The organism is Nocardia sp. (assembly GCF_025465275.1).
Lineage (GTDB): Bacteria > Actinomycetota > Actinomycetes > Mycobacteriales > Mycobacteriaceae > Nocardia.
The window spans coordinates 1-14,770 of the sequence record NZ_JAODNK010000111.1 but is presented as its reverse complement, the minus strand read 5'-3'; the positions used below and the strand labels follow the sequence as shown (position 1 = coordinate 14,770).

13 protein-coding genes, 1 tRNA gene and 1 pseudogene are annotated in these 14,770 nt (G+C 66.4%); 8 read left to right on the top strand and 7 right to left on the bottom strand.

Translation table 11 applies throughout. The features are described 5' to 3' along the window. Window positions 1-245 (top strand): annotated as a pseudogene (locus JWN03_RS25300) (serine hydrolase); the annotation flags it as partial. Window positions 246-256: 11 nt separating this feature from the next. After that, on the top strand, window positions 257-1,771 hold the full coding sequence (locus JWN03_RS25295) for an alpha/beta fold hydrolase (protein WP_297619915.1): 1,515 nt from the start codon (window positions 257-259) through the stop codon (window positions 1,769-1,771). Window positions 1,772-1,970: 199 nt separating this feature from the next. On the opposite strand, the gene rsgA is transcribed toward JWN03_RS25295, so the two are convergent. From rsgA to JWN03_RS25270, 5 genes are all read right to left on the bottom strand, one after another. Further along, a complete protein-coding gene (gene rsgA / locus JWN03_RS25290) occupies window positions 1,971-3,116 on the bottom strand; it encodes a ribosome small subunit-dependent GTPase A (protein ID WP_441343055.1) in 1,146 nt (381 codons plus the stop codon). A 255-nt stretch (window positions 3,117-3,371) separates the two neighbouring features. After that, window positions 3,372-4,349: a galactofuranosyltransferase GlfT1 gene (glfT1, locus tag JWN03_RS25285; protein WP_297619912.1), complete on the bottom strand. Its 978-nt coding sequence runs from the start codon at window positions 4,347-4,349 to the stop codon at window positions 3,372-3,374. Beyond that, window positions 4,346-5,161, bottom strand: a complete 816-nt coding sequence (gene wzt / locus JWN03_RS25280; RefSeq protein WP_297619909.1) for a galactan export ABC transporter ATP-binding subunit Wzt/RfbE — start codon at window positions 5,159-5,161, stop codon at window positions 4,346-4,348. Before wzt ends, glfT1 begins: the two co-directional genes overlap by 4 nt. 7 nt (window positions 5,162-5,168) lie before the next feature. Next, entirely contained in the window at window positions 5,169-5,993 is an 825-nt protein-coding gene (gene wzm, locus JWN03_RS25275) for a galactan export ABC transporter permease subunit Wzm/RfbD (RefSeq protein WP_297619906.1), read from the bottom strand. 265 nt (window positions 5,994-6,258) lie between these two features. Further along, window positions 6,259-6,846 carry a bacterial proteasome activator family protein gene (locus tag JWN03_RS25270; RefSeq protein WP_297619903.1) on the bottom strand — a complete coding sequence of 196 codons (588 nt, stop codon included), beginning with the start codon at window positions 6,844-6,846 and terminating at the stop codon, window positions 6,259-6,261. A gap of 101 nt (window positions 6,847-6,947) precedes the next feature. Between JWN03_RS25270 and JWN03_RS25265 the strand changes: the two genes are divergently transcribed. Then, the gene (locus tag JWN03_RS25265) at window positions 6,948-8,153 is read left to right on the top strand and encodes a cysteine desulfurase-like protein (protein ID WP_297619900.1); all 1,206 of its coding nucleotides are present in this window, start codon (window positions 6,948-6,950) and stop codon (window positions 8,151-8,153) included. Between the two features lie 10 nt (window positions 8,154-8,163). Here the strand turns inward: JWN03_RS25265 and JWN03_RS25260 are convergent, their stop codons facing one another. Further along, window positions 8,164-9,150 (bottom strand): NAD(P)H-quinone oxidoreductase, encoded by a 987-nt coding sequence (locus JWN03_RS25260; RefSeq protein WP_297619897.1) that lies wholly within the window; start codon window positions 9,148-9,150, stop codon window positions 8,164-8,166. A gap of 320 nt (window positions 9,151-9,470) precedes the next feature. On the opposite strand from JWN03_RS25260, the gene JWN03_RS25255 reads away from it, so the two are divergent. From JWN03_RS25255 to JWN03_RS25240, 4 genes are all read left to right on the top strand, one after another. Beyond that, window positions 9,471-10,649 (top strand): lactate 2-monooxygenase, encoded by a 1,179-nt coding sequence (locus tag JWN03_RS25255; protein WP_297619894.1) that lies wholly within the window; start codon window positions 9,471-9,473, stop codon window positions 10,647-10,649. Between the two features lie 302 nt (window positions 10,650-10,951). Next, a complete protein-coding gene (locus JWN03_RS25250; protein WP_297619918.1) occupies window positions 10,952-11,362 on the top strand; it encodes a MarR family winged helix-turn-helix transcriptional regulator in 411 nt (136 codons plus the stop codon). Between the two features lie 34 nt (window positions 11,363-11,396). Beyond that, window positions 11,397-11,481: transfer RNA gene (locus tag JWN03_RS25245), tRNA-Ser, on the top strand. A 149-nt stretch (window positions 11,482-11,630) separates the two neighbouring features. Continuing rightward, window positions 11,631-12,683, top strand: a complete 1,053-nt coding sequence (locus JWN03_RS25240) for an alpha/beta hydrolase (protein ID WP_297619892.1) — start codon at window positions 11,631-11,633, stop codon at window positions 12,681-12,683. 30 nt (window positions 12,684-12,713) lie between these two features. Here the strand turns inward: JWN03_RS25240 and hisC are convergent, their stop codons facing one another. Then, complete coding sequence (hisC, locus tag JWN03_RS25235) at window positions 12,714-13,787, bottom strand: histidinol-phosphate transaminase (protein WP_297619890.1); 1,074 nt, start codon at window positions 13,785-13,787, stop codon at window positions 12,714-12,716. Between the two features lie 124 nt (window positions 13,788-13,911). On the opposite strand from hisC, the gene JWN03_RS25230 reads away from it, so the two are divergent. Continuing rightward, window positions 13,912-14,601: a dienelactone hydrolase family protein gene (locus JWN03_RS25230; protein WP_297619887.1), complete on the top strand. Its 690-nt coding sequence runs from the start codon at window positions 13,912-13,914 to the stop codon at window positions 14,599-14,601. Window positions 14,602-14,770 lie beyond the last annotated feature (169 nt).

Here is a 14,770-nt window from a genome sequence, read left to right as displayed (position 1 = left end):
TGAAGCAGACCGTGCCCTTCGACCGAATGGCCGGTGCCGGTTACGGATTGGGGCTCATCCACCAGCCCAGTCCCTGCGGCAAAGAGGTGTGGGGACACGGCGGCAGCATTCCGGGCTTCGAAACCCGCAATGGCGTCGCGACCGGCGGCGCCGCCGTCACGGTCACCGTGAACCAGTTGCCGACCGATGAGGCGACGGCCGCCGCCGTCTCCAAGGTGCTCGATACCGCGCTCTGTGAAGGATGAGAGAACCAGCCATGCGCCGCACACACGCACTCGCTTTTGCCGCCCTCGCCGTCGTTGCCGCTGCCACCGCGGTGACCGGCGCGGTGATCACCGATCGGGCCTGGGCCGCCGATCCGGCCGCCCTCGACCGGTTCTACAGTCAGCGCCCGGAGTGGAAACCCTGTGACAATCCGAAGCTGGACGCCGCCAAGGCCCAGTGTGCCGATATCACCGTGCCGCTGAATTATGCTGAGCCACAGGGTAAGACGATCACCGTCGCGATCTCCCGCATCTCCGCCACCGACCCGGCGCAGCGGCACGGGGTCATGCTCTCCAATGCCGGCGGCCCGGGCGGTCCGGGCCTGGACTTCATGGTGGATGTCGGCGCGGCCATGACCCCCGATGTGCGCGCTCGCTACGACCTCATCGGCATGGACCCACGCGGCGTCGGGCGCTCGACCCCGGTGAACTGCAAGTGGCCCCGCGGCTTCGGCCTGCAATCCGCTGGTATCGATGCCGAGGCCTACGCCGAAACTGTTGCGACACAGGCCGATCTCGCGCTGCGCTGCGCCACCACCGAGGGTGATTGGCTGCGGCACATCACAACTCGCAATACTGCCCGCGATATGGACGTCATTCGCGGCGCACTCGGGGAGGAGAAGGTCAGCTACTACGGCACCTCGTACGGCACCTACCTGGGCTCGGTCTTCACTCAGATGTTCCCGCAGCGCAGCGATCGCATCGTGCTGGACAGCGCGGTCGATCCCGCGCGCTACGGTGCGGTCCAGATGACGCAGGACATGGGCCCGGCGAACGAGGCCGCCCTCGACGCCTGGGCGGACTGGACCGCCGCGCACAATGGCGACTACCGCCTCGGCAGCACCCGGGATCAAGTGCGCGCCACCGTGGTCGATCTGATTCGCCGTGCGGCCGAAAAACCACTCCGGGTCGGTGAATTCGATGTCGATCAGCACGATCTGCCCATGCTGCTGTTCGCCGGACTGGACGATCCGCGGCAGCATCAGCAAGTCGCGGAACAGGTGCGACTGCTCGCCGACGCAGCCGCCGGCCGCGCGGTACAGCCCGACGAAGGCACCACCAAAGCCCTCGCCTACATGGTGCGCGCCATCCCGTCGGACGGTTCGGCGCAAATGGCGATCATGTGCGGTGACGTCGCCGCACCCCGCGATCCGGCCTGGTACTGGCGCAATATCGAAGCTGCACGCGCCACGCAGCCGGTCTTCGGCGCCTTCACCAACAACATCACCCCGTGCGCATTCTGGGCGCCCCCCATCGAAGCGCCCACGGTGGTGAACAATTCGGTCCCCACCCTGATCGTGCAATCCACCGGCGACACCCGCACCACCTACTCGAACGCCGAGGGCATGCACCGCGCCCTGACGGCTTCCCGCATGGTGACCCTCGACAACGTGGCGATCCACTGGATCTTCGGCCGCTACCCCAACACCTGCGTGTATTCCGCGGTCAACACCTACCTCCGAGACGGCACCCTCCCCACGACCGACCTCACCTGCCAAAAGGACTGACCCCCTGGGCATTCGATCACCAGGAACTGATGGCGGCATAACTCGAGAATCCCCCGCCACCAGTTCCTGATGATCATGAAACCCGTCCCCGGAGATGCCTCGGGTAGTAGCCCGAACTGGAAGCGCCGAGTGGGCTCTGGTGGTGGAGGTTGGGGGCGTGTCGCCACCACCAGGGCCCGGTGATCGATTGACCAGGTGCTCAGCGGCCGTATTGGGTGCGGTCTCGGTACATGCGGCGCTGGTCTTTGTTGATTTGTTTCCAGGCGCGCTGGCGTTCGGCGCGCAGGCGGGTGTCGGAGCGGGCGGCCATCCAATCGTTTTCTCGGGTCAGTTTGCGGTAGCTGTCGAGGCGGCGCTGGGGGAGGGCGCCTGCTTCGATGGCTGCCAGGATTGCGCAGCCGGGCTCCCGGTGGTGGGAGCAGTCGGCGAAACGGCAGGTGGCGGCCAGGGATTCGATATCGCTGAAGGTGCGGCCGAGGCCCTCGGCGGCTTCCCAGAGGCCGATGGAGCGGAGGCCGGGGGTGTCGATGAGGGTGCCGCCGGTGGGGAGTGGGCGGAGTTCGCGGTGCACCGTGGTGTGGCGGCCGCGCTTATCGCCTTCACGAACCTCGTTGGTGGCGAACACCTCCGAGCCGAGCAGGGCATTGGCGAGCGTGGATTTGCCCGCACCGGACGGGCCGAGGAGGGCGACGGTGCCGTCCAGGACGGCGGTCAGTACCTCCATGCCGAGACCGGTGGCGGCGCTCACCGCGAGCACCGTGACGCCGGGTGCGACGGCGCGCACCTCGTCGAGCGAAAGATCCGGAGCCAGTTCGGCTTTCGTCAGCACAACCACGGGTTGCGCACCGGATTCCCAGGCCAGCGCGAGCATGCGCTCGATGCGCCCGAGATCCACATCCCCGTCACCGGGCGTGCAGATCAGCACCACATCGACATTCGCGGCGAGGACCTGATCGGCCGAGCGGGTACGGGAATCGGAATGCCCCGAAACCGCGGCCCGCACGATGGCGGTACGCCGCGGCAACAGTTGCCGCACCACCGCATTGTTCAGCATCCCGCGAGTGGCGGGCAGCTGCCCCGAGTCACTGCCGAGAGCGACCCAGTCGCCCGTGCACAAGCCGTTGACCTCGGAATCCGAGCGTGGGAGGCGGGCCCGCACGATGACGGCGGCAGCCTGGTCGGGCAGCCGGGTACCCGAGATCGGTACGGCCACATCGCATTCGCTGCGATCCATGCGGATGACCCGCGCCGGAATCAGCGAATTACCGAGCAGCGGAAGGTATTCGGCGGCCACGGAAGCGGTCCAGCCGTAGGGAGCGAGCAGGTCGAAATCGACCACAGACATGAGAGAAGAGTCCTTCGACGGGCTGAGCCCCTTCGAGGACTCAGCGCGGGAAATTCGAGGTGGGTACGCGCGGGGCGCCGGTTCGATCGAACGAACCTCGCGCAGGCACGACAATCCGTGCTGCAGTCACGTAATCCACCTCCTCTTCTTTCCCCGGGCGATCACCGAAGTGATCGCGGCGCCGAACAAGAACGGCACAACCCTCTCAGGCCGGCCGCCTCGGCGCAATCGATTTTCCGACCAGCGCGTTCGCCGTCAGGACGGAGTCTTGCCCGGCGCACTGGCCTCGGGCTTGCGGAACTGTTCCCGCCGCCCGAGCCGCTGCAGCCGCAGCCACTCCATGAACCCCTGCGGGTCCTTCTGCTGCAACAGGAAGTACCACCCGAAGCGAGCCAGCTCCTGCGGCAACAGCTTTCGCATACCCGGCTGCGACATCAGGTACCCGCGATTGCGGTAGGTGAAGTACCGCTTCACCGGATCGTCGGGATACTGCGTGTGCATGCGCCCACCCAGAATCGGCTTGAACTCCTCCGACCCGTTCGGATGCAGGTAGGCGGTCTGCAAACAGGTGCCGAACGGCAGCCCCGAGCGCACCAGCCGCCGGTGTACCTCCACCTCGTCGCCGCGCACGAACAGCCGCAGATCGGGTACGCCGATAATGTCCACGGCCTGCGCGGACACCAGCGCGCCATTGAACAGCGAGGCGATGCCCGGCAGGAAATCCTCGTCGCCGAGCTCGGACCGCAGCCGCCGCCACACCACACCGCGGCGCAGCGGGAAGGCCAGCTTGTCCGGATCGTCGATATCGGCGACCACCGGCGACACCTCGACCAGCTGATGCCGCTTGGCGCAATCGAACAGCGTGGCAAGCACTTCCGGCCCGTCCGGGCGGCCGTCGTCATCGGCCAGCCACACCCAGTCCGCGCCCATGCTCAGCGCGTGCAGCATGCCGAGCGCGAAACCGCCCGCGCCGCCGAGATTGTGTTCCGAACCCAGATAGGTGGATTCGATGGGCTGATTGCGCACCAGATCGCCGACCTCGGACTCGTTGCCGTTGTCGATGACGATGAGATGGTCGACCGGCCGCGTCTGGGTGGAGAGCACCTTCAGCGATTCGGCCAGCAGTTCCCTGCGTTTATGGGTGACGACAATGGCGACGATGCGAGCATCGTCGCGGAAGTTGGGGGTGGTCTGGTCCACGGGGCTTTCTGGTCGCTCGCTGCGCTCGCTCATGCGGGATTCCGTTCCGGTTCACGTTCCAAATCCCGCAGCACCTGTGCCACGTGATCGCCCGCCTCCGGGCCTTCGTACGCGCGCACCACTTCTTCGATGCCGCCGTGCATGCGTACCTGTCCATGATCGATCCACATAGCCGAATCGCACAGCTGGGCCAGAAATTCATTGGAATGGCTGGCGAAAACCAGCAAACCGGACCGAGAGACCAATTCCTGCAGGCGAATCCGCGCCTTCTTCATGAATTCCGCGTCGACCGCGCCGATGCCCTCGTCCAGCAGCAGGATCTCCGGGTCGATGGAGGTGACCACGCCCATGGCCAAACGTACTCGCATACCGGTGGAGTAGGTGCGCAGCGGCATCGCCAAATAGTCGCCCAATTCAGTGAATTCGGCGATTTCGTCGATCTTGGCGAGCATCTGCTTCCGCGTCTGCCCGAGGAACAGGCCGCGAATGACGATGTTGTCGTAGCCGGAGACCTCCGGATCCATGCCGACACCCAGATCGAACACCGGGGCCACCCGGCCGCGAATCCGCGCGGTACCGCGGGTCGGCTCGTAGATGCCCGAAAGCAGCCGCAGCAGCGTCGATTTGCCCGCGCCGTTGTGGCCGACCAGGCCGACACGGTCGCCTTCCTTCAGCGACAGCGTGATATCGCGTAGCGCCTCGACCACCACCACATCGGATTGATTGCGCCCGATGGCGCCACCCGCCGACCCCAGGACCGCCTTCTTCAGCGACCGGGATTTGGCGTCGAAGATCGGGAACTCGACCCACGCGTTCTGGGTTTCGATACTCACATTGTCGGTCATGGAGCCTTCACACCCAGTAGGGGACGCGGGAACGGAACTTCTTCATAGCCAGTATCGCGACGATCCAGCCGACGACGGTGATGGCCACCACGATCAGCCAGCTGTGCAGGTGGATCGGATCACCCAGCAGCGGTGCGCGCACGATTTCCAGGTAGTGGAAGGTGGGGATGATCTCCGCCAGCTTCGCGCGATCGCTCGCGTCGCCATTGAGGGCCGAGGGCTTCCACATGACCGGAGTCAGCACGAACAGCATCATCGTGGTGCTACCCAGAATCGGCGCGAGATCGCGGTACCGGGTGCTGAAGATGCCGAACACGATCGTCACCCACAGCGCGTTCATGAACAGCAGCAGCAGTCCCGGAATCGCCAGCAGTACCGACCAGTGCAGATGCCGCCAGATGCTGAACGCGACCAGCATCACCACATAGATGATCAGGTTGTGCGCGAAGAACAGGAACTGCCGCCACACCAAGCGATAGACGTGCACGCTCAGTGCCGACGGCAGCTGTTTGATCAGTCCCTCGTTGGCGATGAAGACATCCGAGCCTTCGAGGATGCTGGCATTGATCACATTCCAGACGATCAAGCCGACCGTCACGTAGGGCAGATACGAACTCAGTGACTGCCCGAACAATGTGGCGTAGAGCACACCCATCGCGGCCGCCTGCAAACCCGTGGCGATGGTGATCCAGAACGGGCCGAGCACCGAGCGGCGATAGCGCTGCTTGATGTCCTGCCACCCGAGCGCGAGCCATAGCTCACGCTGGGAGAATCCGTCGCGGAAGTCCTTGAAGGCGCGACCGAAGGACTGGGAGTCCGACACTAGCGGCACCGGTTCATTGTCCGGGCGCACTTCGATCGTCGCCGAGTCGGGGGGAGCAGCAGCAGGCACAGCACCCGACCCTAGCTCAGTACCTTTTGCCTCCGCTTCGCTACGGCGGGGTCGCGGCCCTGTTACCCGGTTCTTCCCTCCCTCCGCGCTCCTCCGCTGCGCTCCCCCGCGCTCCACTCAGTCCAGAACCGGGCGGGCCACGACCTCGGAGTTGGTGTGATCGAGGGTCGTGGAGGAGTTTGGTTTTCGGGCTGGGCAGAGCATTTCAGAGGTATTGGCCGCCGCTCGCGGAGCCATGCTGGCCGCGCGGATCGCTGGCCGTCGAGCCGGGCGGCAGCTGCCGCATCTGCTCGAGTTGTGCGCGGGCTGCCATCTGCTGGGCGAACAGTGCGGTCTGGATGCCGTGGAAGAGACCTTCCAGCCAACCGACCAGCTGCGCCTGGGCAATTCGCAGTTCCGCATCGGACGGAATGACGTCATCGCTGAACGGCAGGGCGAGGCGCTCGAGCTCTTCGCGGAGTTCGGGCGCGAGACCCTGTTCGAGTTCGCGAATGGACGTCCTGTGGATGTCTCGCAGCCGGGTGCGGCTGGCGTCGTCGAGCGGCGCGTGCCGGACTTCCTCGAGCAGCTGTTTGATCATGGTGCCGATGCGCATGACCTTTGCGGGCTGTTCCACCATGTCGGCGAGTGATTCGTCCTGCTCGCCCGATTCGTCGGAATTAGCCGCACCGACAACCTGTCCGGTGAACTCGACAGGGTCACCGCCCACCTGCACGGCGGCTGGAATCATCAGTGGCTTGCCCTCGGGGCCGATCACGACAATGGATTCCGGCGCCCCATCCGATTGCGTCATGCCCCCATCATGTCCCGTCATCGTCGGCGGCGCTAAGCGGCACCCACCCAAACACCGCACACCGTTACGCCGACTTGCCCTCTGCCTTTAGAGTGGCCAGCATGACTTACGACGTCGCACGGGTTCGGGGCCTCATACCTGGCCTGGGCGACGGCTGGATCCACCTGGACCCGCAAGCAGGCATGTTGGTTCCGGATTCGGTATCGCGGGCCGTATCAACGGGTTTCCGGACCTCCGCCTTCTCGCACACCAATCGGCACGGCGCCGCCAAGCGCAGCGCCGCCATTCTGGAGGCGGCCCGCGAGGCGGTCGCGGATCTGGTCGGCGGTGATCCGGCGGGCGTGGTGCTCGGCCCGGATCGCGCGGTACTGCTGGCCTGGCTGTCCGAATCGCTGAGCTCCCGGCTGGGTCTGGGCACCGGGATCGTGCTGTCGCGCCTGGATGACGAAGCGAATGTCGCGCCGTGGCTGCGCATCGCCAATCGCTATGGCGCGCATGTGCGCTGGGCCGAAGTGGAGATCGAGACCTGCGAAATGCCGGCCTGGCAGTTCGAGGAACTCATCGGTCCCACCGCTCGATTGGTCGCATTGACGGCCGCCTCGCCCATTGTCGGCTCCGCACCCGCCGTGCGAGTGGCAGCCGACCGCGTGCACGAAGTCGGCGGTCTGCTGGTCGCCGACTGCTTCGGCGCCGCGCCCTACGCGCTCATCGATATCGACGAACTCAATGCCGATGTCATCGCTTTGAGCGCACCCGCCTGGGGCGGCCCGCAGATCGGTGCGCTGGTCTTCCGCGATCCCGCGTTCCTGGACCGCATTCCGTCCATGTCGCTGAATCCGTATGCCAAGGGGGCCGAACGACTCGAGGTCGGCGGCCACCAGTACGCACTGCTGGCGGGGCTCGCCACCTCCATCGACTTCCTGGCCGGACTCGACGAACGCGCCACCGGCACCCGCCGCGAACGCCTCGAAATGTCCATCACCTCACTGCAGGACTACCACGATCAGCTCTTCGAACATCTGATGTCGGTGCTCGACCAGATCCCGAACCTGACCGTCATCGGCCGTGCCTCGACCCGCATTCCGACGGTGAGTTTCACCATCTCCGGTATGCAGGCCGAAAAGGTCTCCGCCAAGCTGGCCGATGCCCGCATCGGCACCCTCAGCGGATCGCACGGCGGCAGCCGGCTGCTCGATGCGCTCGGCGTCAATGACGAGGGCGGGGCCGTCACCATCGGCCTCGCGCCGTATACGACGAAATTCGAGATCGATCAGCTGGGCCGGGCTCTTACCGCCCTCGACACGTAGTTCTCCGGGGTTATTCGATCCGCAGGATGACTTTGCCGACCGAATCGGCGGAGTCCAGCAGCCGGTGCGCCTGCGCCACATCGGAAATGGGCAGTTCGGCCGAAACCACCGGAACGACGGTGCCTTCGGCGATCATCGGCCACAGGTGCTTCCGCAGCTCGGTAATGATCTCGGCCTTGGAGCCGTGGCCGTGCGCGGGGCGGCGGCGCAGATTGGTGGCATGAATCGTGCCGCGTTTGGCAAGCAGCGCAGCGAGATTCAGTTCGGCCTTCACACCGCCCTGCATACCGATGATGACCAGTTGGCCGTCCTCGGCGAGCGCCTCCACATTGCGTTCCAGGTAGGCCGCGCCCATATTGTCGAAAATGATGTCCGCGCCGGGATATTCGCTGTGGATCACGGTCACGAAATCGTGCTCGCGGTAATTGATCAGCACCGTCGCGCCCAGTTCCCGGCAGCGCTCCAGTTTCTCCTGCGACCCGGCCGTCACCGCGACCCGAGCGCCCAGCGCCCGGCCCACCTGAATGGCGTGCGTGCCGATTCCGCTACCGCCGCCGTGAATCAGCAGCAAATGCCCGCTGCGCAGGCCCGCCCGCATCACCAGATTCGACCAGACCGTGGCCGCGACCTCCGGAAGCGCCGCTGCCGCAGCCACATCCAGGTCCTCGGGCACCGGCAGCACCTGGGTTTCGGGCACCAGCACCCGCTCGGCATAACCGCCGCCGGAGAGCAATGCGCAAACCTGGTCGCCCTGATGCCAATCCCGCACACCCGGGCCGACCGCCGCGATCACGCCGGAGCATTCGAGGCCGAGCGTCTCACTCGCTCCGGGCGGCGGGGGATAGAAGCCCTGGCGTTGCATCAGGTCCGCGCGGTTCACCCCCGCGGCCACCACCTCGATCAATACTTCGCCCGGTCCGGGCGCGGGCAGGTCGGGTACCTGCGCCCATTTCATGACATCGGGCTCACCGAATCCGTCGAGTGTCACCGCATACATGAAACCGAGCGTACGGCCCGTGCTCAACGATTACTGTCAGGCCAGGCTCGGCGGGGACACAGCATCCTGTCAGCTTCTCCGGTCATCGTGGAGTGACCACTTCGAAAAGGGAGAAACCATGATCGGCATACTGACCGCCGTGGGCGCGCTGACCATCTTCACCGCAATGGCAATTTCCGGCTTTGTCGCCGCCGAGTCGCCGCGAGCGCTGGTGCGTGTCCGCAACCGCTAGAACGGCAACGATTCCGCCGTAAGTTACGCGCCGGGAAAGAACTTCCGACCCCGCCCGCACCCTGGGTGTTGGTACTAGCGTTTGCCGAATGAGCAGTTTCGTCGATTTCCAGAACGAGATCTATCTTTCCGGACTCGCAGGCATCGTCCCTTCGCTACCGATGACGGCGGCGGGACTCGAAGCACGGGCCCGGGAAGAACTGGAACCGGCGGCCTTCGCCTATGTGGCCGGCAGCGCCTCGGCCGAACGCACCGCGGCAGCCAATCTGCACGCCTTCGAGAAATACCGGCTCATGCCCCGCATGCTGCGCGGCACCAGCGGGCCCGGCGCCCGCGATCTGTCGGTGGAAGTGCTCGGAACCCATTTGGCCGCACCCGTTCTCACCGCACCCATCGGTGTGCTCGGCCTGCTGCACGAGCGCGGCGAGACCGTGGTCGCGGAGGTGACCCGGGAGCTCGGCATCGGCATGGTGCTCTCCACCGCGGGCTCCTCCACCATCGAGGAGGCCGGCGCCCTGGCCGGCGACTGGTGGTACCAGCTCTACTGGCCCAACGATCCGGAACTGGCCCGCTCCTTCGTCGAGCGCGCCGAAAAGGCCGGCGCCAAGGCCATTGTCGTCACCATCGATACGCCCGCCCTCGGCTGGCGGCCGCGGGATCTGGCACTCGGGCACCTGCCGTTCCTGCACGGCAAAGGCATGGCCAACTACCTCTCCGATCCGGTGTTCCGCGCGAAACTGGCCGTGCCGCCGGAGGAGAGCGAAGAGGCCATGCGGGCGGCCGTCCTCACCTGGCTCGGGCTCTTCGGCAATCACGGTCTGCGGCCCGCCGATATCGCGCGACTGCGGGACTGGACCGAATTGCCCATCGCGGTCAAGGGCGTCGTGCACCCCGATGACGCGCGCCAATGTGTGGACGCGGGCGCGGATGCGGTGATCGTGAGCAATCACGGCGGCCGTCAGGTGGACGGCGCCATCGCCTCGCTCGACGCACTGCCCACCATTGTCGCGACCGTCGGAGATCGCGCCGATGTGCTCTTCGACTCCGGCATCCGCACCGGCTCCGACATCATGATCGCGCTCTCGCTCGGCGCCAAGGCCGTGCTGTACGGCCGCCCCTGGGCCTACGGCCTGGGCCTGGCGGGCCGGGACGGCGTACGGCACGCCCTGCGCTCGCTGCTCGCGGATTTCGATGCGGCCATGGGACTTTCGGGCTGCACCACACTCGATGACCTGAGCCGCACCATGATCTCCTCCTACCGTATCTAATTGCCTCCGCTTCGCTGCGGCGGGTCTGTGTCTATTTGCCGCCGCTTCGCTGCGGCGGGTTCGCGGCCCTGGAGTCTCGTTCTTCCCTCCTTCCGCTCCTCCGCTTCGCTCCCCCGCTCCAGTCAGTCCAGAACGAGACGGGCCGCGAACCATAAGGGTTTTCCTCGGCGGCTGGTTCGGCAGCTCGCTTGGGGACGCGGGCGCTTGGATAGACTGACTCGGTGGCAGTCGAAGCCGGGGGTCGCCTGGCGGTCGAACCGAGATGGCTCACTCCGGAACAGCAACGCGCGTGGCGGGCCTATATGGACGGCTCCCAGCGCTTGATGGCCGACCTCAATCGGCAATTGCAACGTGACAGCGCGCTGTCCTTCGCCGACTATCGCATTCTCGTGAAACTCTCCGAGGCGCCCGGCCGGTCCCTGCGCATGAGCGATCTCGCGGACGGCGTGTTCTCCTCCCGCAGCCGCCTCACCCATCAGATCCGCCGCCTCGAGGGCCAGCGCGTGGTCCGCCGCACCGCCTGCGAGGACGACGGTCGCGGCGTGCTCGCACAGCTCACCGATGAGGGCATGCGCCGGTTGCGCGCCGCCGCCCCCGGTCACGTCGCCGCCGTCCGCCACTATTTCGTCGACCTGTTCACGCCGCAGCAGCTCGCCGCTGTCGCCGCCGTCATGGAACTGGTCAACCTGGCCTCCGATCACCGCTCCGACTAGCCCCGCCGGGCGCATCCGCTACGATCAGTGCCCTGGAAGCGTGGCAGAGCGGCCGAATGCATCCGCCTTGAAAGCGGACGTCGTGAAAGCGACCGGGGGTTCAAATCCCTCCGCTTCCGCTGGAAAACCAGAGGTGGGCACCGGCTTTCGAGCCGGTGCCCACCGCTGTACGCAGCGGTGACCCTCGAAATGTGGCGCGACTCACCGTTGGCCGGACTCGCTGAGCGCGTGACCTTGCCCCCGGCCGGCTTCTGGCAGGATCGGTGCTGTGGTTCGCCGCCGTGGAGTACGGCGTCGCCTTGCCGGCGCCTTCGCCAGCGCCGCACTGTTCGCCGGTGCGGCGGTGTTGACGCCGCCGCTGTCCCTCGCGCAACCGCCGGTCGACTCCGGCTCCAATGAAGAGTCGCCGCCCGCAGTCGATCCCGTGCATCCGCTGCACGCGGCCATCGCGCAGATCGAGAATGTGGGTGACCGCCTGCTGCGCGTCTCCGTCGCCTCACCCGCCATGGGACGCATCGTTGACGTGCAGGTGCTGGTGCCCGCCAAGCGCGACACCCCACGCCCCACCCTCTACTTGCTCGACGGGCGCAGCGCCGCACCCGATGTGAACAACTGGGCCGTCAAAGGCGGCGCGCTGAAGTTCTTCGCCGACAAGAACGTGAATGTGGTCTTCACCCTCGGCGGGCCCGCCAGCTACTACACCGACTGGCTGCACGCCGATCCCAAGCTCGGCACCAATCGCTGGGAAACCTTCCTCACCCGGGAACTGCCGCCGCTGCTCGACTCACGCTTCGAGGGCAACGGTATGAACGGCCTTACGGGCGTCTCCATGGGCGCTGAGGGCGCGATGATGCTCGCGGTGCGTCATCCGGACCTCTACCGGGCGATCGGGGCGCACAGCGGCTGCTACGCAATGAGTTCCGACTTCGGCCAGGCCCAGGCGCGCGCCGTGGTCGGCACCTTCGGCGGCGATCCGGACAATATGTTCGGGCCGTCCGACAATCCGCAGTGGGCCGAACACGATGTGGTGAATCACGCGGAAGCGTTGCGCGGCAAGGCCATCTACCTGTCCTCCGGCAGCGGCATCCCCGGTGAGCACGACGGTCCCGGGAATCCGGACGCGCGCAGCGCCATTCTGTTCGGCGGACCACTCGAGGCCGGCGCGGACATGTGCACCCGTCAGCTCGCCGACCGCCTCGGTCAGCTCGGCATTCCGGCGGTGGTGGACCGCCGCCTCACCGGAACGCACTCGTGGCCCTACTGGGCCGACGAATTACCGCGCTCCTGGCAGACCCTGGCCGACGGACTCGGCATCGGCTGAGGCGCGGCCCCGTTCGAAATCGACTGTGGCTCAGCCCAGGAAGCGGGCGAGGGTCTCCGGTGCGGTCGCGAAGCTCAGGAAGAGATCGTTCTCGTGCGGGTCGCCCGCGGTGACCCGCACACCGTCGGCGCCGTAGGGGCGGATGAGCACGCCCGCTTCGGCGCTCGCCGCGCCGTACTCGGCGCTGCGGGCGCCCAGCGGCAGCCATACGAAGTTCGATGAGCTGACCGGCACCAGGTAACCCGCCGCGAGCAGCGCGTCCCGCATGCGATCACGTTCCGCCACAACGGCGTCCGTGCGCTCCAGCAGTTCGTGCCGCGCCTCCAGCGAGGCGATCGCCGCGGCCTGCGCCACCCGGTTCACGCTGAACGGGATATGCACCTTCATGAGTGCGGTGATGACCCGCGGATCGCCGACCGCGTACCCGACGCGCAACCCGGCCAGCCCGTACGCCTTCGAGAAGGTGCGCAGCACAAGCACATTCGGGCGGTCGCGGCCCAGCTCCACACCGTTCGGGTGATCGTCGAGGCGCATGTACTCGTAGTAGGCCTCGTCCAGCACCACCAGCACGTCCGTCGGCACGGCATCCAGGAAGCGGGTGATGGCCGCCGCCCCGAGCGCGGTACCGGTCGGATTGTTGGGATTGCAGACGATCACCACGCGGGTATTCGGCGTCACCGCCGCCGCGAGTGCGTCCAGATCATGGGCGTACTCGCCGTCCAGCGACACCTGCACGGCCTTGGCCCCGGCCACCTGGGCGACGATCGGGTACGCCTCGAACGAACGCCACGCGAACAGCACCTCATCGGTGGGTGCGAGGCAGGTGATCTGCACCAGCTCCTGGCAGATCGCGACACTGCCGCAACCGGCCGCCACATTAGCCACCTCGACGCCGTGGAATTCCGCGATGGCGGTACGCAATTCGATCGCCGAGTTATCCGGATACCGGTTCACCAGCTCCGCGGCCTCGGCAATGGCCTTGGCTACCGAGGGCAGCGGTGGGAAGGTGGTCTCATTGCTGGCCAGCTTCACCACGCCGGGCTGGTTGCGGCCGGCCACGTAGGCCGGGATGGCATCGAGGTCCGGACGGATGTGCGCGCTCACAGCTCCAGCCTATGTCCCGGCCGAATCGGCCCCGTCCGGTGGTGCCGTACTCGGAAAATCTCCGGGCCGGAGGCCTCCGGCAAACATTAATCCCGAAGTTACCTTGCGCAACTACTCTGGCTGCATGGCGGGCATTTTCCGAGATCTTGCGCCTGTGCACGAGAAGACCAAAGTTCCTCTCATAGTGATCGAACCGGACGGTCACGCACGCGGCGGCATCGTGGTGTTGCACGAATCACGCGAGTTCACCGACCCACTGCTGGAACTCATGCGGTCATTGGCCGACGACGGCTGGACCGTCGTCGCCCCCGACCTGTTCCATCGAGCCAACGGCGTGGTTCCCGACAAAGTGTTCGGCGCGGACCTTTTCGAAGACTTCGACGCCTGTTTCGACTGGCTGACCGGCCGCGGTGTCTTCCGCGACTGCGTCGGCGTGCTCGGCTTCGACTCGGCGGGCACCGCTGCGGCCCTGGTGGCCACCGATCGCCGGATCGGTGCTGCCGTCAGTGTGGCCGCGCCCGGCATCGAAACCGCGCTCACCCCACAGGCTGTCGCGCTCATCGCCGCCGCCCCGGATCTGAAGGCGCCGTGGCTGGGCCTGTTCGGTGCGGACGATCCGCGCACGCCGCCGGACCACATCGATCGCCTGCGTGATGCCGCGGCCCGCGCCGTTGTCGCCACCCTCGTGGTCAGCTACCCGGGGCTGCACCACCGCCCCGACCATCCCGGCTTCGAACCGGCCGATCTCGATGACGCCTTCACCCTCGACGCACGCACCCGGATCTTCGATTGGTTCGACAGTCACCTACGTTGACCAGCCGTTTTGTCTATTGGTCGACTGCTGTGTAATCTTTCATCCCGGCGGTTCGAAAGGACCGGCGCCCTCGTAAGAGAAGGCTCCAGGAGGCGTGCCAGAGCGGCCGAATGGGACTCACTGCTAATGAGTTGTCCCTTCACGGGGACCGGAGGTTCAAATCCTCTCG

Excerpts from the sequence above, each read along its gene's own strand:
- JWN03_RS25265 (WP_297619900.1), top strand. The coding sequence starts at position 6,948 with ATGACTTACGACGTCGCACGGGTTCGGGGCCTCATACCTGGCCTGGGC.
- JWN03_RS25260 (WP_297619897.1), bottom strand. The coding sequence starts at position 9,150 with ATGTATGCGGTGACACTCGACGGATTCGGTGAGCCCGATGTCATGAAA.
- JWN03_RS25295 (WP_297619915.1), top strand. The coding sequence starts at position 257 with ATGCGCCGCACACACGCACTCGCTTTTGCCGCCCTCGCCGTCGTTGCC.
- wzt (WP_297619909.1), bottom strand. The coding sequence starts at position 5,161 with ATGACCGACAATGTGAGTATCGAAACCCAGAACGCGTGGGTCGAGTTC.
- JWN03_RS25230 (WP_297619887.1), top strand. The coding sequence starts at position 13,912 with ATGGCGGGCATTTTCCGAGATCTTGCGCCTGTGCACGAGAAGACCAAA.
- JWN03_RS25255 (WP_297619894.1), top strand. The coding sequence starts at position 9,471 with ATGAGCAGTTTCGTCGATTTCCAGAACGAGATCTATCTTTCCGGACTC.
- glfT1 (WP_297619912.1), bottom strand. The coding sequence starts at position 4,349 with ATGAGCGAGCGCAGCGAGCGACCAGAAAGCCCCGTGGACCAGACCACC.
- JWN03_RS25270 (WP_297619903.1), bottom strand. The coding sequence starts at position 6,846 with ATGACGCAATCGGATGGGGCGCCGGAATCCATTGTCGTGATCGGCCCC.
- JWN03_RS25250 (WP_297619918.1), top strand. The coding sequence starts at position 10,952 with ATGGACGGCTCCCAGCGCTTGATGGCCGACCTCAATCGGCAATTGCAA.
- rsgA (WP_441343055.1), bottom strand. The coding sequence starts at position 3,116 with ATGTCTGTGGTCGATTTCGACCTGCTCGCTCCCTACGGCTGGACCGCT.